The following is a 16,038-nucleotide window of genomic DNA, read 5'->3' as shown; positions in this document are numbered from 1 at the left end:
GGTTGGGGAGACGAAATTGAAGAAAAACGTGCTCGCACATCAGGCGTGCCTTCTTGGATCTGTTACGCCATTGCGACATAAGTGCGGTGCAAATACGAAAATTCGCAACACTACGAACAAAAAGGCAGCTACCACAACAATTGCTATTGCTTGAGCAATCTGGTGAGCAAGTCCTAACCAGTCCACAATCAGAAGTAGAAGTGCCAAGTTCAGCAGGTAACCTGAAAGTTGTACGGCGACGTACCGGACGCCTGCAGCGCCGATATGACCGTCATGTCTAAAGGTAAATCGTCGATTAGAAAGAAATCCAATTGCCGCCCCTATAAAATAAAGAAGCGTCATCGTTAGCTTCGGAGCGCCCCACAAATGGGTCAGCAAAAGATAAGCTGAATAACCAATTGAATTGATTATAATGCCAATCAATGCATAACTGAGAAGCTGCCTTAAAGCTTTTCCGGAAGGTAAACGAAAAGACTCAAGATTCATCGAGCACCGCCAAGCCAAAACCCGTTTTGCCGTACTCGTTACCGTTGTAGAGCATGTAACGGTGGCCAGAGTGATCAAACACAAAAGGATACTCAATCATCTCTGAATCCCAACCTTCCGTTGAAAAATCGATACCGGATAAGCTATCCATACGAATCCAGTTTTTCCCATCTTGAGATTCTGCATATCCAATCCGGTAGCGGTCGCCACGATAGGAGTACCACATTCTCCAGCAATCAATATCCTTAATGACTGATGGGCGAGATATTGCGTACTCTTCGGGGCTCGAATAATCAATCGCAACATGCCCATTACGACGCCAGACTATCCCATCCGTCGATTCGGCATACTTTAGGTGATACTTGTGTTTAGGCTTGTTGTCCTCCAAAATCCATTTGGTGCAAGACAGGTACCACATCTTCCAAACTCCTTCGTCAATAAGAACGCAAGGCGTCGCACAAAATTGTGGTTCGAACATAGTCCTGTCGAGAATCGGTCCTGGACAATATCGAGCAAAATCTTCCCCGTCATGGCTAATCGCAAGTCCAATCGAGTTGCGGAAAGGGATAGTGACTCCCAAATTCCAACCTTGATAGTATAGATACCGATCTCTTCCATTCTTCGTTATCCAACAGCCCATAGCTCCGCTGTCATCAAATTCCCCCATGGAGCCTGGTTTTATTACGGGTTCAGATGAAATATTAATAATATTTAGCGGAGACCTGAGATTAATATCTATATATCCCAGATGCGATCGCTGCTTTGAGTCGCGAGTTGTAAAAAAGATGCGATACAAATCATCAAAAATATGCTCCGCGAATGGCACTGCAGCATGGCTGCTCATCCATGACTCTTGGCCGTTTGCAGAAAAAATTAAACCCAGCTTCCGCCATTTCATAGTTTTCATTTTCATAAGCTTCGTAGCCTTGTGCTGGGGACTTTTGAGCGGTCGGTTGCAGCACCGATGTAAACACCTTCGGGCGCTGCGTCTGCCAGCAATAGCGCCCCAGCACCTACAACGCACCGGTCTCCGACTTTGATGTGGTCGCGCAATGTAGCGTTCACCCCGATAAAACATTGCTCTCCAATTTCAACGCCACCGGAGACAACTACATGCGACGCAATGAAGGTATGATCGTGGATCACTGAGTGGTGGCCGATGTGGTTTCCACTCCACAGTGTCACGTTATTTCCGATTTTGACGAATGGCTGAATAGTATTGTTTTCAAAAATAAAGCAGTTTTCTCCAATTTGTCCGTCATTGAGTACTGATGCACGAGAGCTTATAAAGCTTACTAGCTTATAGCCTTTTTCTTTCGCAGCAAGGAATTTCTCTTTGCGGACGGCATTGAGCTTTGTATAACTTAGTGCAACAAAAAAATCATAGCTCTCGGCTGGATATCGATTGAGGACATCTTCAAAGGCAACAACAGGTAATCCACAAAATTCGAGCTCCTTGATGTAGCTTGCATCGACAGTGAAAGCTACGACTTCATATGCTGAGTCAGTACTGAAATAATGATACGCCAATTGTGCAATATCACCAGAACCAAATATCACGACTGATTTGCTCATGTCGCTTTCCTAACCAGAATAGTAAATTCGTATAGTCCGTAGTCATGAAGCAAAGCTACTTGGCGAGAATAGCGACGCTTACAAAGGTCGAATAACTGGCAGGGATCGGCGTAGTAGAGATAGTCGCGTTTCTTGTCGGCGTCAGAATACGACGTTAGACAGTTGAACGAAAATCCTAGACGGCTGGTTCTGTCAATTTCGTCCAATGTGGCCTGCAGATAGTCGTGCCACTCGGCGTTAGTTCTCTTGAGCCGTACATTGAAAATACCGCTTGCTACTCCATAGTCACTGATAACGTCAGGTCTTGACGCTGTAATGAATCGTGCCTTGTGAGATGTCGCGTTGCGTAACTGGGCGGCCAGGGTCATCTCCACTGACACGTCAACCCCCAAGTATGAGCATAAGGGGTACTTGTCAGATAGAAAATCAAATAGCGCGCCGTAGCCGCAACCCAAGTCATTCAGGGAAAAGTTAGGGGTTTTCAAGTCAATGATTTTGCATAACTGTTCAAACCTGACCATCTGGCTTTCTTCGCCATTCCAGTCCACCCCGCGCGGTGTATCCCCATGCTTCGCAAGTTTTTCAGCGTAGTAGGTCGCAACCTCATCAAGCAGCTTAGTCTTGCTGTTGTCCATAAATTTGCCTCACGATGGTATAGGGGCGCTGCTTAGTTTCCGAGAATATCTTGGATAGGTATATGCCCACCACGCCAATAAATGAGATGACCATTCCACCAAGCAGCCAAATAGAAGCCATGACTGAAGTCCATCCGCTCATCGGCTTTGTAAGAAAGAGCCAGTGCGTGACTAGGTAAGCGATATAGGCCAAAGCGAACAACGAGATCGAAACGCCTATGTAGAAAATGCCTACTAATGGTGCGTTGCTAAATGAAGTCACCGAGTTGACGAGCAGAGACATTTTTCTGCGCAGTGTGTATGTGGTCTCACTGGTGCAGTGTTTCTTAATAATGTGATGCCGCTGATCAAATCCAGTGATGTGCCACAAGCCCGCCATGAACACTTCGCGCTCTTGATGGCGCAATAACGCATCCACATATCGTCGGCTCATCAGGCGCGCGGTGACAATATTTTCGGGCAACGCAAGGCCAGTAAGCGCCTTGAAGAGGCGATAGAACCACTGGCCGCTCCAACGTTCGAACCAGTTCCCTTTTCTGCGCTCCTGAATTCCTTGCACCACGTCACAGTTCTCTTCCTCCATCTGCTGCGTGAATGCGTTAAGCCACTCTGGCTCTTCTTCAAGGTCACTGTCGATCAAGAAAATTCGCTCACCCTTGGAGTGCGCCAAGCCAGTCATCATCGCTTTGTGATGCCCGAAGTTGCGCGAGAGGTCCACCACGGTGACGCGGGCGTCGGTTCGTGTCAGCTCGATCGCGAGCTCCAGGCTGTCGTCAGGCGAACCGTCGTTGACCAACACGATTTCGTAGTCCTCGCCCACGAGGCGCATGGCCGATTCCGCGGCGCGGGCGTGAAATTCCGCCAGGTGCGGCGCCGACTTGTAGAGGGTCGCAACGATGGAAAGCTTCATGCCTTGACGTACCTCATGTAGCGATGCGCGTCCCTGCCGCAGTTGAAGAGCAAATCGAGAATGGTTACGTGGTGGGAGAAAGGTCCCCAGAGTTGAGGGTATTCGGCATAACCGGCGTACTCGAACCAGGTCACCCGGATGCCCAGATCCTCAAACACCTGTTCGTCAATGTAGTCCTTCGCCGAAGGGCCCGATACATATTCCTGTCCCTGTGCCTGCTTGCACAGGCTTGCCAGGCGCTCGGTCTTCCCTTCGACCAGTTCGTAGTCCCACGAATTGTGCAAGGTGGTTCTGATGCCCAGATAGCCGCAGATGGCCTCGATCAACCGCCTGTTCAATTGGGAAAGGTGGTTGTCCGGGTCGAGGTACACGGGCTCCAGCCAGTCGGCGATGGCCTCGAAGTGGGGCGCACGGCGGTAGTTCTGCGCCAGCGATTTCCAGTGCTCCTGGGCCCAATCGGTTCCGTCGATCTCTGTTTCGCGAATCTTCTGGTGGTACTTGCCCTTGACCTTGACGGGCACGGTGAGCCATTGCAAGCCCTGTGGCGTCTTGATCTGGTTGCGGTTGCGCCAGTCACGTCGCGTGTACTGCATATCGTCGTACAGGATGAACTCATCTACCGACGCGATCAGATCGAAGTAGCCTTTCCAAGGGATGTAGTTGGACTGGAGAATGGCGACCTTCTTCATTGCGCCGTTCCCGTGCGAGCGGCGCGGCAGGCTGCGGCGGCCAGGCCTTTGTCGCGCGCTGGCTTCCACAGTGTCTGCTCCCTGGGTTGGGTGTAGCCGCCGGCACCCGCTGCGGTGGCCCAGGAGCCTACCTGCACATAGTCCGTTGCCAACGATGCGCCAAACGTGGCCAGGACCGCACCCGGCAAACTGCGTGGCCCGTCGGGCTCAGCCAGAATCCACGCGGCACCGAGCTTCTCGCATGGCACGGCCTTCAGCACGAAGCTGGCCAGGTTTGCGCTGCCGGGATAGCCTCCGATCATCCAGGCCTGCCCCAGGCTCTCGGCGCCCAGCGCATACAGGATTCCCGGCGACTGGCCGCTCAGGTCGATCATGGGCGTGCCGGGAGCCAGGCCCGCCGTCCCGGCCGACCCCTTGGCCGCCTGGAGGTAGTTCACATATGACTCCGAAAGCACCAGGTTGGAGCCCCGTTGACCCACCTCGACGACCTGGTCATTCAGCGTCAGGGGCTGTGGTTGCCTGTAGGGCGTCTGCATGCCCATGTCCAGAATCAGCATCGTGAGTGCCGTAGTGGTGATCGCCAGCAAGGCGACAAAACGGGATGGATCGTGTCCGACTTCGAGAGAATTGACCAGGACCAGACCCGGAAGGAGCCAGAAGAAGCCGGCGAAGGCTCCGGACCACCAATAGTTTCCATTGGTTCCGAATGCATAGCAGTAGGGCAGGGTGAGAAGCAGCAGTGCAAGAGCCAGTCGGTCCGGGGAGAGCCGAAAGGTGTGCTGTCGGGCGAGTGCAGCAAAGGCCACGTAGAGCGCCGAAGCAATGGAGAGCGAAAGAAAGAGAAGCCCCGGATTCGACCCAAGCGGCGATGCGTGCGAACCTGTTTCCGAAATGACGACGCCAACGTAGAAAACTGGCAATGTGCACGCGAAGATGCCCATCAGTCTGAGCGGCGTTTTGGCCGAGCCCAAGGCCAGCGCAACGGTCAACGGCATGACCGCCGCCACCGCGAACAAATGATGTTCAAAGTCATTGAGAGAAAACTCGTCCAAGCGGAATAGTTTTTCGATGGAGTGGCCCCCGCCCAGTAGCCTTGCGACTTCAAGGCCTGTTGAAATGCGATCCTTGAACTTCAGTACTGAGCCATCAATGACCCACGCAGTCAACAGAAGCAAGGCGCCCGCCACGGCAATGGGTAGGACCAGATCCTTGAGGCGTAGCTTTCCGTTCGTAGCCCAGTAGATGACAACTAGCATGCCCAGGGCCATCGCCGTGCTGGGTTTCGCCATGAAGCTGAGCCATCCGCCGATGCCCAGAACGATCAGCCCAGCGAATCGCAAGCGGGACGTGGAGGAGGAACTCCAGACGATACCTACGGCGGAAATCAGCAAGGCGTGAAGATTGAGGCTGTTGTAGCTGGGCGTCACCAACCAAAGGCTGAATACCACCAGCGACGCGGTGGCCAGCCCGAGTGATGACACCACGCTTGAAAATCGCGGAATGTTGCCGCTGCGGGTGACCTCGAACACCGCGAGGCACAGCAGGAATGCCAGTCCAAACGTGATGCCGACATTGAACTGCCTCATGTGGGCAATGTTGCCGTTCAGGAAAAGGTAGAGGGGATGGTGGATGAACCCGAATTGGGTGACTGAAGCGTCGTACTGGTGCGGGTTGGCTGCCCAGATGAGATAGAGGCCTTCGTCCGTGAAATCTATTCCATATCGGCTGTAATTCAGCATCCATGCCAGTGTTGCAACACTGGAGATGGCGACAAGAAGAAGCAACAGGCTGTCGATTTTTTTCGATTCGTAGGTGCTGTTCATCGCAAACGCTGTTCTTCCACTAGCAAACCTGGCAATTCTCCAGGAGCGTGATCTTAGTCGACCGATCCGATGCCAATTTCGCAGGGAGTCGCCCGGCATGAGGCTGCGGCTGCGTTGCGGGAGACCTTTCAAGGGCGCTTGAAGCCCTCGATCAGCGCTCGCGTGATCTCGGCCGCCGGCAGTTCGCGGCAGCCGCTCGCGTTCTGCCCCGACCACAGTGGTGAAAAATCACCGCTGCCCTTGGCCTCCCAGTGCGCACGCAGCGGCGCCATGGCCGCGCCGGCCAGCGGGAAGGCCGGCGCCACCGGGTTCATCGGTCCGAGTTCGCGCATCACGCGGTTGACGATGCCGCGCGCCGGGCGGCCGGTGAAGAGGTGGGTCAAGGCCGTGTGATGCGCCGCTTCGCTTTGCAGTGCGGCTCGGTGCAGCGCACTGGTGGTGGCCTCCGTGCAGCACAGGAAGGCCGTGCCCACCTGCACGCCCGAGGCGCCCAGCGCCATGGCCGCGGCCACGCCGGCGGCGTCGGCGATGCCACCGGCGGCAATCACCGGCACGTTCACCGCGGCCACGATCTGCGGCAGCAGCGCGAAGGTGCCGACCTGCGTGGTGAGGTCGTCGGTGAGGAACATGCCGCGGTGCCCGCCGGCCTCCACCCCCTGGGCAATGATGGCGTCGGCGCCAAAGGCCTCCAGCCAGCGCGCCTCCTCCACCGTGGTGGCGGACGACAACACCACGCTGCCCCAGCTTTTCACGCGGTCCAGCAGGTCCAGATCGGGCAGGCCGAAATGGAAACTCACCACCTTGGGTTTGAAGCGCTCCAGCAGGTCGGCCGCCGCGCGGTTGAAGGGCACGCGCCCCGGGCCGGCCGGCACGGCGTCGATGTCCAGCCCGGCCTCGCGGTAGTAGGTCGCGAGCCAGGCGCGCCAAGCCGCTTCGCGCGCCTCGTCGGCCACCGGCGGGGTGTGGCAGAAGAAGTTGACGTTGTAGGGGCGCGTGGTGCCGGCGGCCAGCGCGGTCAGCTCGCGCTCCAGCGCCTCGGGCGTGAGCATGGCGCAGGGCAGCGAGCCCAGAGCGCCGGCATTGCTCACCGCCACGGCGAGTGCAGCCCCCTGCACGCCGGCCATGGGCGCCTGGATCAGGGGGACGTCGGTTTCAAGCAGCGAGGTGAGTGCGTTCATGCGCGCATTCTCCGCGCGGCCCACGGCCGGGTAAACCCTCAAACGTGTAACAGGCGCATTCATTTAACATGTTAACTAAATGAACGAGTCCACCCCCTTCATCCACCGCAACCTGCCGCGCCTGCTGCTCGAGGCCCGCGAGGCGGTGATGCTGCACACCCGGCCCAGCCTGCGGGAGCATGGCTTGAGCGACCAGCAATGGCGCGTGTTGCGCGTGCTGGGTGAACACGCCCGCCTCCCGGGTGGCGTGGAAACTGGCCGTGTGGCGCGCGAGGCCTTTCTGCTCGGCCCGAGCCTCACCGGTGTGCTCACCCGCATGGAGCGCGACGGCCTGATCGCGCGCAGCCGCTGTCCGCAGGATGCCCGCCGCACGGTGGTGCGCGCCACGCCCGCCGGGCTCAAGCTGGTCAAGCGCCTATCGAGCACCATCGAGTCGCACTACGCGTGGATGGAGGAGCGCCTGGGCAAGGCGCGGCTGGCGCAGCTGTATGCCCTGCTCGACGAGGTGATTGCCCTGGAGCAGCCGGGCGAGGTCGAGACACTGGAGGAGGACGTCGAATGAACACCCACTGGATGCCCGAGGGCACGGTTTACGGCACGCTGCTCAACTTCCAGCGCGAGCACGCCCTGTGGGCACCGCGCATGGCCGAGCCGCCGTACAAGGCCGCACCGACCGCGCCGGTGCTCTACATCAAGACCGCCAACACCTTCACCGCCTCGGGCCACAGCGTCTTTCTGCCCGCTGGCGCACCGGTGGTGGTGGCCGCGGCGCTCGGGCTGGTGATGGGCGACGCGGGCGTGGCCGGCGCCGTGTTGTTCAACGACGTGGCGATCGCGTTTGAGAGCTACTACCGCCCGCCAGTGAAGTTTCAGTGCGTGGACGGCTTCCTCGGTGTCGGCCCCGAATGCGTGCCGCTGCAGCGCCTGGGCGGACTCGATGGCCTGTCAACCCTGCAACTCGAGCTGCGCATCAACGGCGTGCACCGCCAGACCACGGCGCTGGCCGAGCTGGTGCGCGACGCCGCCACGCTGCTGGCCGACGTGGACGAATTCATGTCGCTGCGCGCTGGTGACGTGTTGATGCTGGGCAGCGACTGCCTGCCGGACGGCACGCGCCCGCTGGTGCACGCAGGTGACACGGTGGAGATCAGTGCCACCGGCTTCAAGCCAGCCGTGCACAGTTTCCAGGCGGAGGTGAAGGCATGAAACACGCCCGCATCGCCTGGGCCGGCGCGGTCCATAACGCCGTGGAGGTCGACGGCCAGCTGGAGCTGCTCACCCCCGCGTTGAAAGGCTGCCGCGTGGCCTTCGACGAGGTGGTGTGGTTGCCGCCGCTCACACCCAATCCGCCCACCCGTCCACGCACCATCCTCGCGCTGGGTCTGAACTACGCCGACCACGCGAAAGAACTCGCGTTCAAGGCGCCGGAAGAACCATTGGCCTTCTTGAAGGGCGAAGCCGGCCTCACCGGCCACCGCGGCTTCACGCTGCGCCCGGCGGGCGTGCAGCACATGCATTACGAATGCGAACTCGCGGTGGTGATCGGGCGCACGGCCAGGCGCGTGAAAAAAGCCGACGCGCTGGATTTCGTGGCCGGTTACACCGTGGCCAACGACTACGCGATCCGCGACTACCTGGAGAACTGGTACCGCCCCAACCTGCGCGTGAAGAACCGCGACACCTGCACGCCCATCGGCCCCTGGCTGGTGGATGCGACCGATGTTCCCGACCCCATGAACCTCGCGCTGCAGACCACTGTCAATGGCCAGGTCACGCAGCAAGGCAACACGCGCGACATGATCTTCGATGTGCCCACGCTGATCGAGTACTTCAGCGCCTTCATGACCCTGCAACCCGGCGACCTGATCCTCACCGGCACGCCCGACGGCGTGGTCGACTGCCAGCCCGGCGACGTGATCGTCACGTCCATCGAAGGCATCGGCGACCTGGTCAACACCATCACCTCACCCCTTGAGTCCGCATGACGACGATCCAGCACCTCATCAACGGCCAGTCCGTGGCCAGCGGCACCACTTTCGAGACGATCAACCCCGCCACCCAGGAGGTGCTTGCCGAGGTCAGCGCTGGTGGCGCAGACGAGATCAACGCGGCGGTGCAGGCGGCCAAAGACGCGTTCCCGACGTGGGCTGGGTTGCCCGCCACTGAGCGCGCGAAGCTCATGCGCAAGCTGGGCGAACTCATCGCAGCGCATGTGCCCGAGATTGCGCAAACCGAGACCAACGACAGCGGGCAGGTGATTTCGCAAACCGGCAAACAACTGATTCCGCGCGCGGCGGACAACTTCCACTACTTCGCCGAGATGTGCACGCGCGTGGACGGTCACACCTACCCCACGCCCACGCACCTGAACTACACGCTGTTCCACCCGGTCGGCGTGTGCGCGCTCATCAGCCCGTGGAACGTGCCTTTCATGACCGCCACCTGGAAGGTCGCACCGTGTCTCGCCTTCGGCAACACGGCGGTGCTGAAGATGAGCGAGCTCAGTCCCCTCACGGCCGCGCGCCTGGGCGAGTTGGCGCTGGAAGCCGGCATTCCGCCCGGCGTCTTGAACGTGGTGCATGGCTATGGCAAGGAAGCGGGCGAGCCGCTGTGCGCACACCCGGACGTGCGCGCGATTTCCTTCACCGGGTCGACTGCCACGGGCAACCGCATCGTGCAGAGCGCGGGCCTGAAGAAGTTCAGCATGGAGCTCGGTGGCAAGAGCCCGTTCGTGATCTTCGATGACGCCGACCTGGACCGCGCGCTGGACGCCGCGGTGTTCATGATCTTCAGCAACAACGGCGAGCGCTGCACGGCGGGCAGCCGCATCCTGGTGGAGCAAAGCATCTACGCCGACTTCGCGCAGAAGTTTGTCGAACGCGCCAAGCGCATTACCGTGGGCGACCCGCTGGATGAAAAAACCATCGTCGGTCCGATGATCAGCCAGGCGCATCTGGCGAAGGTGCGCGGCTACATCGAGCTCGGCCCCAAAGAAGGCGCGACGATGTTGTGTGGCGGGTTGGACCGGCCCTCGTACGCTTCGGAGCTGTCATCGCGCGTGGCCAAAGGCAACTACGTGTGGCCCACCGTGTTCGCCGATGTGGACAACCGCATGCGGATTGCACAAGAGGAAATCTTCGGACCGGTGGCCTGTCTCATTCCGTTTCGCGACGAGGCGCATGCGATCGAGCTGGCCAACGACATTCAGTACGGTCTCTCCAGCTATGTGTGGACGGAGAATCTCGGGCGTGCGCACCGGGTGGCGGCTGCTGTGGAGGCGGGGATGTGTTTCGTCAACTCGCAGAACGTGCGGGACCTTCGTCAACCGTTTGGCGGCACCAAAGCGAGTGGCACCGGGCGTGAGGGTGGGACCTGGAGTTATGAGGTGTTCCTGGAGCCGAAGAACGTGGCGGTGTCTCTGGGGTCGCATCACATTCCGCATTGGGGTGTTTGAAATGCCTTCGCTTTGCCGGGTTGGCGGGATCGAGAAGGCCGGGCGCTCTGCTCCGCGAATGTCCCCCGGTCCGGGCTACGCCCGGCCCTCCTCCTTGATTTCGCTGCGCAGAGCGCCCGACCTTCTCGATCTGAAGTGGCACGTTGGCGCTCGTCCGTTCGCATGCCACGGAGCAAACAACAACCAACAGAGGAGCAAGACATGGGAAAACTAGCACTGGTCGCCAAAGTCACCCACGTCCCCTCGATGTACCTCAGCGAACTGGACGGCCCCAGAAAAGGAACGAGACAGGACGCCATCGACGGTCACAAGGAAATCAGCCGCCGCTGCCGCGAACTCGGCGTGGACACCATCGTTGTCTTCGACACCCACTGGCTCGTCAACGCAAGTTATCACCTCAACTGCGCACCGCACTTTGAAGGCCGCTACACCAGCAACGAACTGCCGCACTTCATCAGCAACATGCCGTTCGAGATCCCGGGCAACCCCGCACTCGGACAACTGCTGGCCCAGGTGTGCAACGAGCACGGCGTCGAAACCCTGGCTCACGATGCCACCACCCTCGGCCCGGAGTACGGCACGCTGGTGCCCATGCGCTACATGAACGCCGACCAGCACTTCAAGGCCATCTCGGTCTCTGCGCTGTGCCAGGCCCACTACCTCAACGACAGCGCGCGCCTGGGCTGGGCCATGCGCAAGGCCGTGGAAGACCACTACGACGGCACCGTCGCCTTCCTGGCCAGCGGCAGCTTGAGCCACCGTTTCGCGCAAAACGGGCTTGCGCCCGACTACGCCTTCAAGATCTGGAGCCCCTTCCTCGAAACGCTGGACCGCCGCGTGGTGCAGATGTGGGAACAGGGCGAGTGGAAGGCCTTCTGCGAGATGCTGCCCGAGTACGCCGCCAAAGGCCACGGTGAAGGCTTCATGCACGACACCGCCATGATGCTCGGCGCGCTCGGCTGGAGCGACTACACCGGCCTGGCCGAGGTCGTCACACCCTACTTCGGCGCCTCCGGCACCGGCCAGATCAACGCCATCTTCCCCGTCACGCCGCAGATCGGGAGCGCCATTCCCGCCGCGCAGGCCTCGGCCGCCCAGGGTTTTCAAACTGTCTCCAGACTCTGACCAACATGCCCCACCTCGTCATCCTCTACACCCCCAATCTCGACCAACCCGAAGCACAAGGCGGCATCGACATGAGCCGGCTGTGCCGCACCCTGTGCGACGCCATGCTCGCGGTGCGCGACGAGGCCGGCCAGCAGGTCTTCCCCACCGGCGGCACGCGCGTGCTCGCCTACCCCGCCGCGCACAGCGCGGTGGCCGACGGTGGTGCGGCGGGCGTTGCCGCAGGCCTCGGCAGCGACTACGCCTTCGTCTACATGAACGTTCGCATGGCAAAGGGCCGCAGCACCAACACGCACCAGCGCGTGGGCGACGCGTTGCAGGCCTGCGTCAAGAAGAACTTCGCTGCGCAACTCGCCGCCCGCCCGATCGGAATCACCGTGCAGGTGGACGAGGGACACGAGGTGTTCGACGCCAAAAACAGTTCCATCCACCCCCTGTTCAATCGGACCTGATCCCATGCTCGACGACACCCTCATCCAGCAACTGGCCGCCGAGCTCGAGCAGGCGGAGAAGGCCCGCGTGCCACTGGAACACTTCTCCAAGCGTTTCCCCGGCATGACCATCGAGGACGGTTATCGCATCGGCCGCACCTGGGTCGCGCAGCAGATCGCCGGCGGCAACAAGGTCATCGGCCACAAGATTGGCCTGACCAGCCGCGCCATGCAGATGGCCAGCCAGATTGACGAGCCCGACTTCGGCACCCTGCTGCAGAGCATGTTGTTCACCGCGCAGGCCGGTCAGGTGTTGGAGATTCCCGCCAGCCGCTTCATCGCACCGCGTGTGGAGGTGGAGCTCGCCTTCGTGCTCAAGGCCCCGCTCAAAGGCACGGACGTGACGGTGGCCGACGTGCTGGCCGCGACCGAGTACGTGACCCCCGCCATCGAGATCATCGACGCGCGCATCGAGCAGTTCGATCGCCACACCAAAACCATGCGCAAGGTGTTCGACACCATCAGCGACAACGCGGCCAACGCCGGCATCGTGCTCGGTGCAGGCGACGAGCGTTACCGCGCCGACGCGCTCACCACCAACCTGCCCTGGTGCGGCGCCGTACTCAAGCAGAACGGCGTGGTGGAAGAAACGGGCCTGGCCGCTGGCGTGCAGGGCCACCCCGCCGTGGGCATCGCCTGGTTGGCGCACAAGCTCGCGCCCTGGGGCGAATCGCTGCGGGCTGGCCAGATCGTGCTGGCTGGTTCTTTCACGCGGCCGGTGGCTGCGAAGGTGGGCGACCTGTTCGAGGCCGACTACGGCCCGCTGGGTTGCCTGACATTCCAATTCGTCTGAATTTCCTCTCACCATGCAAACACCCACCAACGCCTTCAAACAAGCCCTTGCCGCGCGCCGTGTGCAGATCGGCCTCTGGCTCGGCCTGGCCAACCCCTACAGCGCGGAAATCTGCGCCGGCGCCGACTTCGACTGGCTGCTGATCGATGGTGAACACTCGCCCAACAGCCTGAAAGACCTGCTGGCCCAGGCCCAGGCCATCGCGGCCTACCCAGGCTCGCACGCCATTGCACGCGTGCCGGTGGGCGACGCGGCGCTCATCAAGCAGTACCTCGACATCGGCCTGCAGACCCTGCTGGTGCCCATGGTCGACACGCCCGAACAGGCGGCCCAGCTCGTGCGCGCCTGCCGCTATCCGCAGGCCGATGACGTGAGCGGCCAGGGTGGTGTGCGCGGCATGGCCGGCGCACGCGCCTCGCGCTGGGGTCGCTACCCGAACTACGCCAAAGAGGCCAACGCCCAGGTCTGCCTGCTGGTGCAGGCCGAGACGCGCGAGGCCTTGGCCCAGCTCGATGCGATCGCCGCCACGCCGGGGGTGGACGGTGTGTTCATCGGACCGGCCGACCTCTCCGCCTCGCTCGGCCATGTGGGCAACCCGGGCCACCCCGAGGTGCAGGCGGCCATCGAACACGCCATCCGCGGCATCCTGCGCGCCGGCAAGGCGCCCGGCATCCTCACCGCGGACGAAGCCCAGGCGCGCCACTACCTCGCGCTTGGCGCGGTGTTCGTGGCCGTGGGACTGGACACCCAGATCCTCGCGCGCCAGACCAGTGCGCTGGCCGCGCGCTTCAAGGCCGACGCGCCCGCCATGCCCGCACCCACCAAAGGCAGCGTGTACTGAGCCGACAACACCGACAGGAGACCACCATGAACGCCACGCTGCGATCCACGACCGTGCTGCCCTCCGGCATGCACCCCGATGAATGGGCCGCGCGCCTGGAGCTCGCCGCCTGCTACCGCGTCTTCGCCATGCTGGGCTGGACCGAGATGATCTACAACCACATCACGCTGCGCTTGCCCGATTCGGTGGCTGGAAGTGAAAAGCAGTTTTTGATCAATCCCTTTGGCTTGCATTACAGCGAAGTGACTGCGAGCAACCTCGTGAAGATCAATCTGAAGGGTGACGTGCTCGACGGCTCGACCCACCGCGTCAATCCGGCCGGTTTCACCGTGCACGCGGCCATCCACGACAGCCTGCCCGGCGCGCACTGCGTGATGCACACCCACACAACCGCCGGCGTGGCCGTGGCCTGCCTGAAGGACGGCTTGCAGCAGACCAACTTCTACACCGCGCAGCTGCATGGCATGGTGGCCTACCACGACTTCGAGGGCATCACCATTCACGCCGAAGAAGCGCCGCGCCTGCTCAAGAGCATCGGTGACAAACCGGCCGTGATCCTGCGCAACCATGGCCTGCTGGCCTGGGGTGCCACGGTGCCGCAGACCTTTGCCATCCTGTGGACGCTGCAGCGCGCCTGTGAAATCCAGCTGGCGACCTTCTCCATGGGCGGTGCCGCTGCCGCCATTCCCGTGCCCGAGTCGATCGCGGCCCAATGCACACGCGACGCGCTGCAGTTCAGCCCCGACCACGGCGCAGGCCGTGACGTGTTCGATGCGCTGGTGCGGCGGGTGAACCGCCTGGACAGCAGCTACCTGGAGTGATCGATTGACACAACCGGATTTCCAGAACGTGGCCATCGTCGGCGCTGGCGCCATCGGCGGCTGGCTGGGTGTGCTGCTCTCGCACGCTGGCTGCACGGTCAGTGCGCTGGCCCGCGGCGACACGCTCGCGGCTCTCCAACGCGATGGCCTTCAACTGCACGAGAACGGGCGCCTCATCGGCGCACCGGTGAAGGCGTCCAGCAGCGCGGTCGCCCTGGGCGTGCAGGACCTCGTGATCGTGGCCGTGAAAGCGCCCGCACTGGCCGAGGTGGCGCGCAGCATCGCACCCCTGATCGGTCGCCACACGGTGGTGCTCACCGCCATGAACGGCGTGCCCTGGTGGTTCTTCAACGGCTTCGGCGGCGAGCGCGCCGGCGCCCGGCTTCAGTCGGTCGACCCCGGCGGCGCCATTGACCGCACCATTCCCGCGCGCAACGTCATGGGCGGTGTGGTGCACGCCAGTTGTTCGGTGGATGCGCCCGGTGTCATCCGCCACCACTTCGGCAACGGCCTGATCATCGGCGAGCCCTCGGGCGAGGCCAGCGAAAGGGTGGCCGCGCTGGCCGCGCTGTTGCAGCGCGCCGGGCTCAACGCCACGGTGTCGCCGCAGATCCAGAAAGACGTTTGGTACAAGCTCTGGGGCAACATGACGGTGAACCCGGTGAGCGCGCTCACGGGGGCCACCACCGACCGCATTCTGGGCGACGAGCTCGTGCGGGGTTTCATCAGCAGCGTGATGCTCGAAGCCAAAGAGATTGGTGCAAGGATCGGCATCCCGATCGACCAGCGCCCCGAAGACCGCCACGCCGTCACGCTCAAGCTGGGCGCGTTCAAGACCTCGATGCTGCAGGACGTGCAGGCGAAGAAGCCGGTGGAGCTCGACGCGCTGGTCACCGTGGTGCGCGAACTTGGCCAGATCACCGGCGTGGCCACGCCCTTCACCGACGCGCTGCTGGGCCTCTCGCGTCTGCAGGCGCAGACGCTGGGTTTGTACCCGTCAGCCCAATAAGGCCGGGAACAGCTTCACCAGCCCCGTGGCCATCACCTCAACGGAGAGGGCCGCCAGGATCAGGCCCATCAACCGCGTCATCACGTTGATGCCGGTCTGCCCCAGGAAACGCGCGATCGGCTCGGCCAGGGTGAAGCAGATGGCGGTGGCCAACGCGATCACCACGCCGTAACCCACCAGCGCGGCGTGCTGGAAGAAGGTCTTGGCC

19 protein-coding genes are annotated in these 16,038 nt (G+C 61.3%); 10 read left to right on the top strand and 9 right to left on the bottom strand.

Going from position 1 to position 16,038, the window contains the following annotated elements:
• Positions 1 to 39: 39 nt before the first annotated feature.
• The 8 genes from IV113_RS06820 to IV113_RS06785 all read right to left on the bottom strand — a co-directional run bounded on the left by IV113_RS06820 (position 40) and on the right by IV113_RS06785 (position 7,296).
• Positions 40 to 486: a GtrA family protein gene (locus tag IV113_RS06820; RefSeq protein WP_291082076.1), complete on the bottom strand. Its 447-nt coding sequence runs from the start codon at positions 484 to 486 to the stop codon at positions 40 to 42.
• On the bottom strand, positions 476 to 1,393 hold the full coding sequence (locus IV113_RS06815) for a hypothetical protein (protein WP_291082074.1): 918 nt from the start codon (positions 1,391 to 1,393) through the stop codon (positions 476 to 478). The genes IV113_RS06820 and IV113_RS06815 overlap by 11 nt, the downstream gene beginning before the upstream one ends.
• Before the next feature lie 2 nt (positions 1,394 to 1,395).
• Positions 1,396 to 2,061: an acetyltransferase gene (locus IV113_RS06810; protein WP_291082072.1), complete on the bottom strand. Its 666-nt coding sequence runs from the start codon at positions 2,059 to 2,061 to the stop codon at positions 1,396 to 1,398.
• Positions 2,058 to 2,696, bottom strand: a complete 639-nt coding sequence (locus IV113_RS06805; RefSeq protein WP_291082070.1) for a class I SAM-dependent methyltransferase — start codon at positions 2,694 to 2,696, stop codon at positions 2,058 to 2,060. Before IV113_RS06805 ends, IV113_RS06810 begins: the two co-directional genes overlap by 4 nt.
• Positions 2,677 to 3,606, bottom strand: coding sequence for a glycosyltransferase family 2 protein (locus IV113_RS06800; protein WP_291082068.1), 930 nt, complete (start codon positions 3,604 to 3,606; stop codon positions 2,677 to 2,679). The genes IV113_RS06805 and IV113_RS06800 overlap by 20 nt, the downstream gene beginning before the upstream one ends.
• The gene (locus tag IV113_RS06795) at positions 3,603 to 4,295 is read right to left on the bottom strand and encodes a WbqC family protein (RefSeq protein ID WP_291082064.1); all 693 of its coding nucleotides are present in this window, start codon (positions 4,293 to 4,295) and stop codon (positions 3,603 to 3,605) included. The genes IV113_RS06800 and IV113_RS06795 overlap by 4 nt, the downstream gene beginning before the upstream one ends.
• Positions 4,292 to 6,118: a hypothetical protein gene (locus IV113_RS06790; protein ID WP_291082062.1), complete on the bottom strand. Its 1,827-nt coding sequence runs from the start codon at positions 6,116 to 6,118 to the stop codon at positions 4,292 to 4,294. The genes IV113_RS06795 and IV113_RS06790 overlap by 4 nt, the downstream gene beginning before the upstream one ends.
• A 128-nt stretch (positions 6,119 to 6,246) precedes the next feature.
• Positions 6,247 to 7,296 (bottom strand): nitronate monooxygenase, encoded by a 1,050-nt coding sequence (locus tag IV113_RS06785; RefSeq protein ID WP_291082061.1) that lies wholly within the window; start codon positions 7,294 to 7,296, stop codon positions 6,247 to 6,249.
• Positions 7,297 to 7,375: 79 nt separating this feature from the next.
• Between IV113_RS06785 and hpaR the strand changes: the two genes are divergently transcribed.
• The 10 genes from hpaR (at position 7,376) to IV113_RS06735 (ending at position 15,830) form a co-directional block, all read left to right on the top strand.
• Entirely contained in the window at positions 7,376 to 7,858 is a 483-nt protein-coding gene (hpaR, locus tag IV113_RS06780) for a homoprotocatechuate degradation operon regulator HpaR (protein WP_291082059.1), read from the top strand.
• The gene (locus IV113_RS06775; RefSeq protein WP_291082057.1) at positions 7,855 to 8,502 is read left to right on the top strand and encodes a fumarylacetoacetate hydrolase family protein; all 648 of its coding nucleotides are present in this window, start codon (positions 7,855 to 7,857) and stop codon (positions 8,500 to 8,502) included. Before hpaR ends, IV113_RS06775 begins: the two co-directional genes overlap by 4 nt.
• Complete coding sequence (locus tag IV113_RS06770; protein WP_291082055.1) at positions 8,499 to 9,281, top strand: fumarylacetoacetate hydrolase family protein; 783 nt, start codon at positions 8,499 to 8,501, stop codon at positions 9,279 to 9,281. Before IV113_RS06775 ends, IV113_RS06770 begins: the two co-directional genes overlap by 4 nt.
• Entirely contained in the window at positions 9,278 to 10,750 is a 1,473-nt protein-coding gene (hpaE, locus tag IV113_RS06765; RefSeq protein ID WP_291082053.1) for a 5-carboxymethyl-2-hydroxymuconate semialdehyde dehydrogenase, read from the top strand. The genes IV113_RS06770 and hpaE overlap by 4 nt, the downstream gene beginning before the upstream one ends.
• A 201-nt stretch (positions 10,751 to 10,951) precedes the next feature.
• The gene (hpaD, locus tag IV113_RS06760; RefSeq protein WP_291082051.1) at positions 10,952 to 11,875 is read left to right on the top strand and encodes a 3,4-dihydroxyphenylacetate 2,3-dioxygenase; all 924 of its coding nucleotides are present in this window, start codon (positions 10,952 to 10,954) and stop codon (positions 11,873 to 11,875) included.
• A gap of 5 nt (positions 11,876 to 11,880) precedes the next feature.
• Positions 11,881 to 12,327 (top strand): 5-carboxymethyl-2-hydroxymuconate isomerase, encoded by a 447-nt coding sequence (locus tag IV113_RS06755; protein WP_291082049.1) that lies wholly within the window; start codon positions 11,881 to 11,883, stop codon positions 12,325 to 12,327.
• A gap of 4 nt (positions 12,328 to 12,331) precedes the next feature.
• Positions 12,332 to 13,159 carry a 2-oxo-hept-4-ene-1,7-dioate hydratase gene (hpaH, locus tag IV113_RS06750; RefSeq protein WP_291082047.1) on the top strand — a complete coding sequence of 276 codons (828 nt, stop codon included), beginning with the start codon at positions 12,332 to 12,334 and terminating at the stop codon, positions 13,157 to 13,159.
• 13 nt (positions 13,160 to 13,172) lie between these two features.
• Complete coding sequence (locus IV113_RS06745; RefSeq protein WP_291082045.1) at positions 13,173 to 14,000, top strand: HpcH/HpaI aldolase/citrate lyase family protein; 828 nt, start codon at positions 13,173 to 13,175, stop codon at positions 13,998 to 14,000.
• A gap of 26 nt (positions 14,001 to 14,026) precedes the next feature.
• Entirely contained in the window at positions 14,027 to 14,821 is a 795-nt protein-coding gene (locus IV113_RS06740; protein WP_291082043.1) for a class II aldolase/adducin family protein, read from the top strand.
• Between the two features lie 4 nt (positions 14,822 to 14,825).
• Positions 14,826 to 15,830: a 2-dehydropantoate 2-reductase gene (locus IV113_RS06735; protein WP_291082041.1), complete on the top strand. Its 1,005-nt coding sequence runs from the start codon at positions 14,826 to 14,828 to the stop codon at positions 15,828 to 15,830.
• Here the strand turns inward: IV113_RS06735 and IV113_RS06730 are convergent.
• The coding region (locus IV113_RS06730) for a MarC family protein (RefSeq protein WP_291082039.1) at positions 15,819 to 16,038 on the bottom strand (220 nt) is incomplete at its 5' end. The genes IV113_RS06735 and IV113_RS06730 overlap by 12 nt on opposite strands.

The sequence above is a fragment of the Hydrogenophaga sp. genome, assembly GCF_018780385.1.
In the GTDB taxonomy this organism is placed as follows: Bacteria; Pseudomonadota; Gammaproteobacteria; order Burkholderiales; family Burkholderiaceae_C; genus Hydrogenophaga.
The sequence above is the reverse complement of the archived record's forward strand: the minus strand, read 5'-3'. Positions and strand labels throughout refer to the sequence as shown.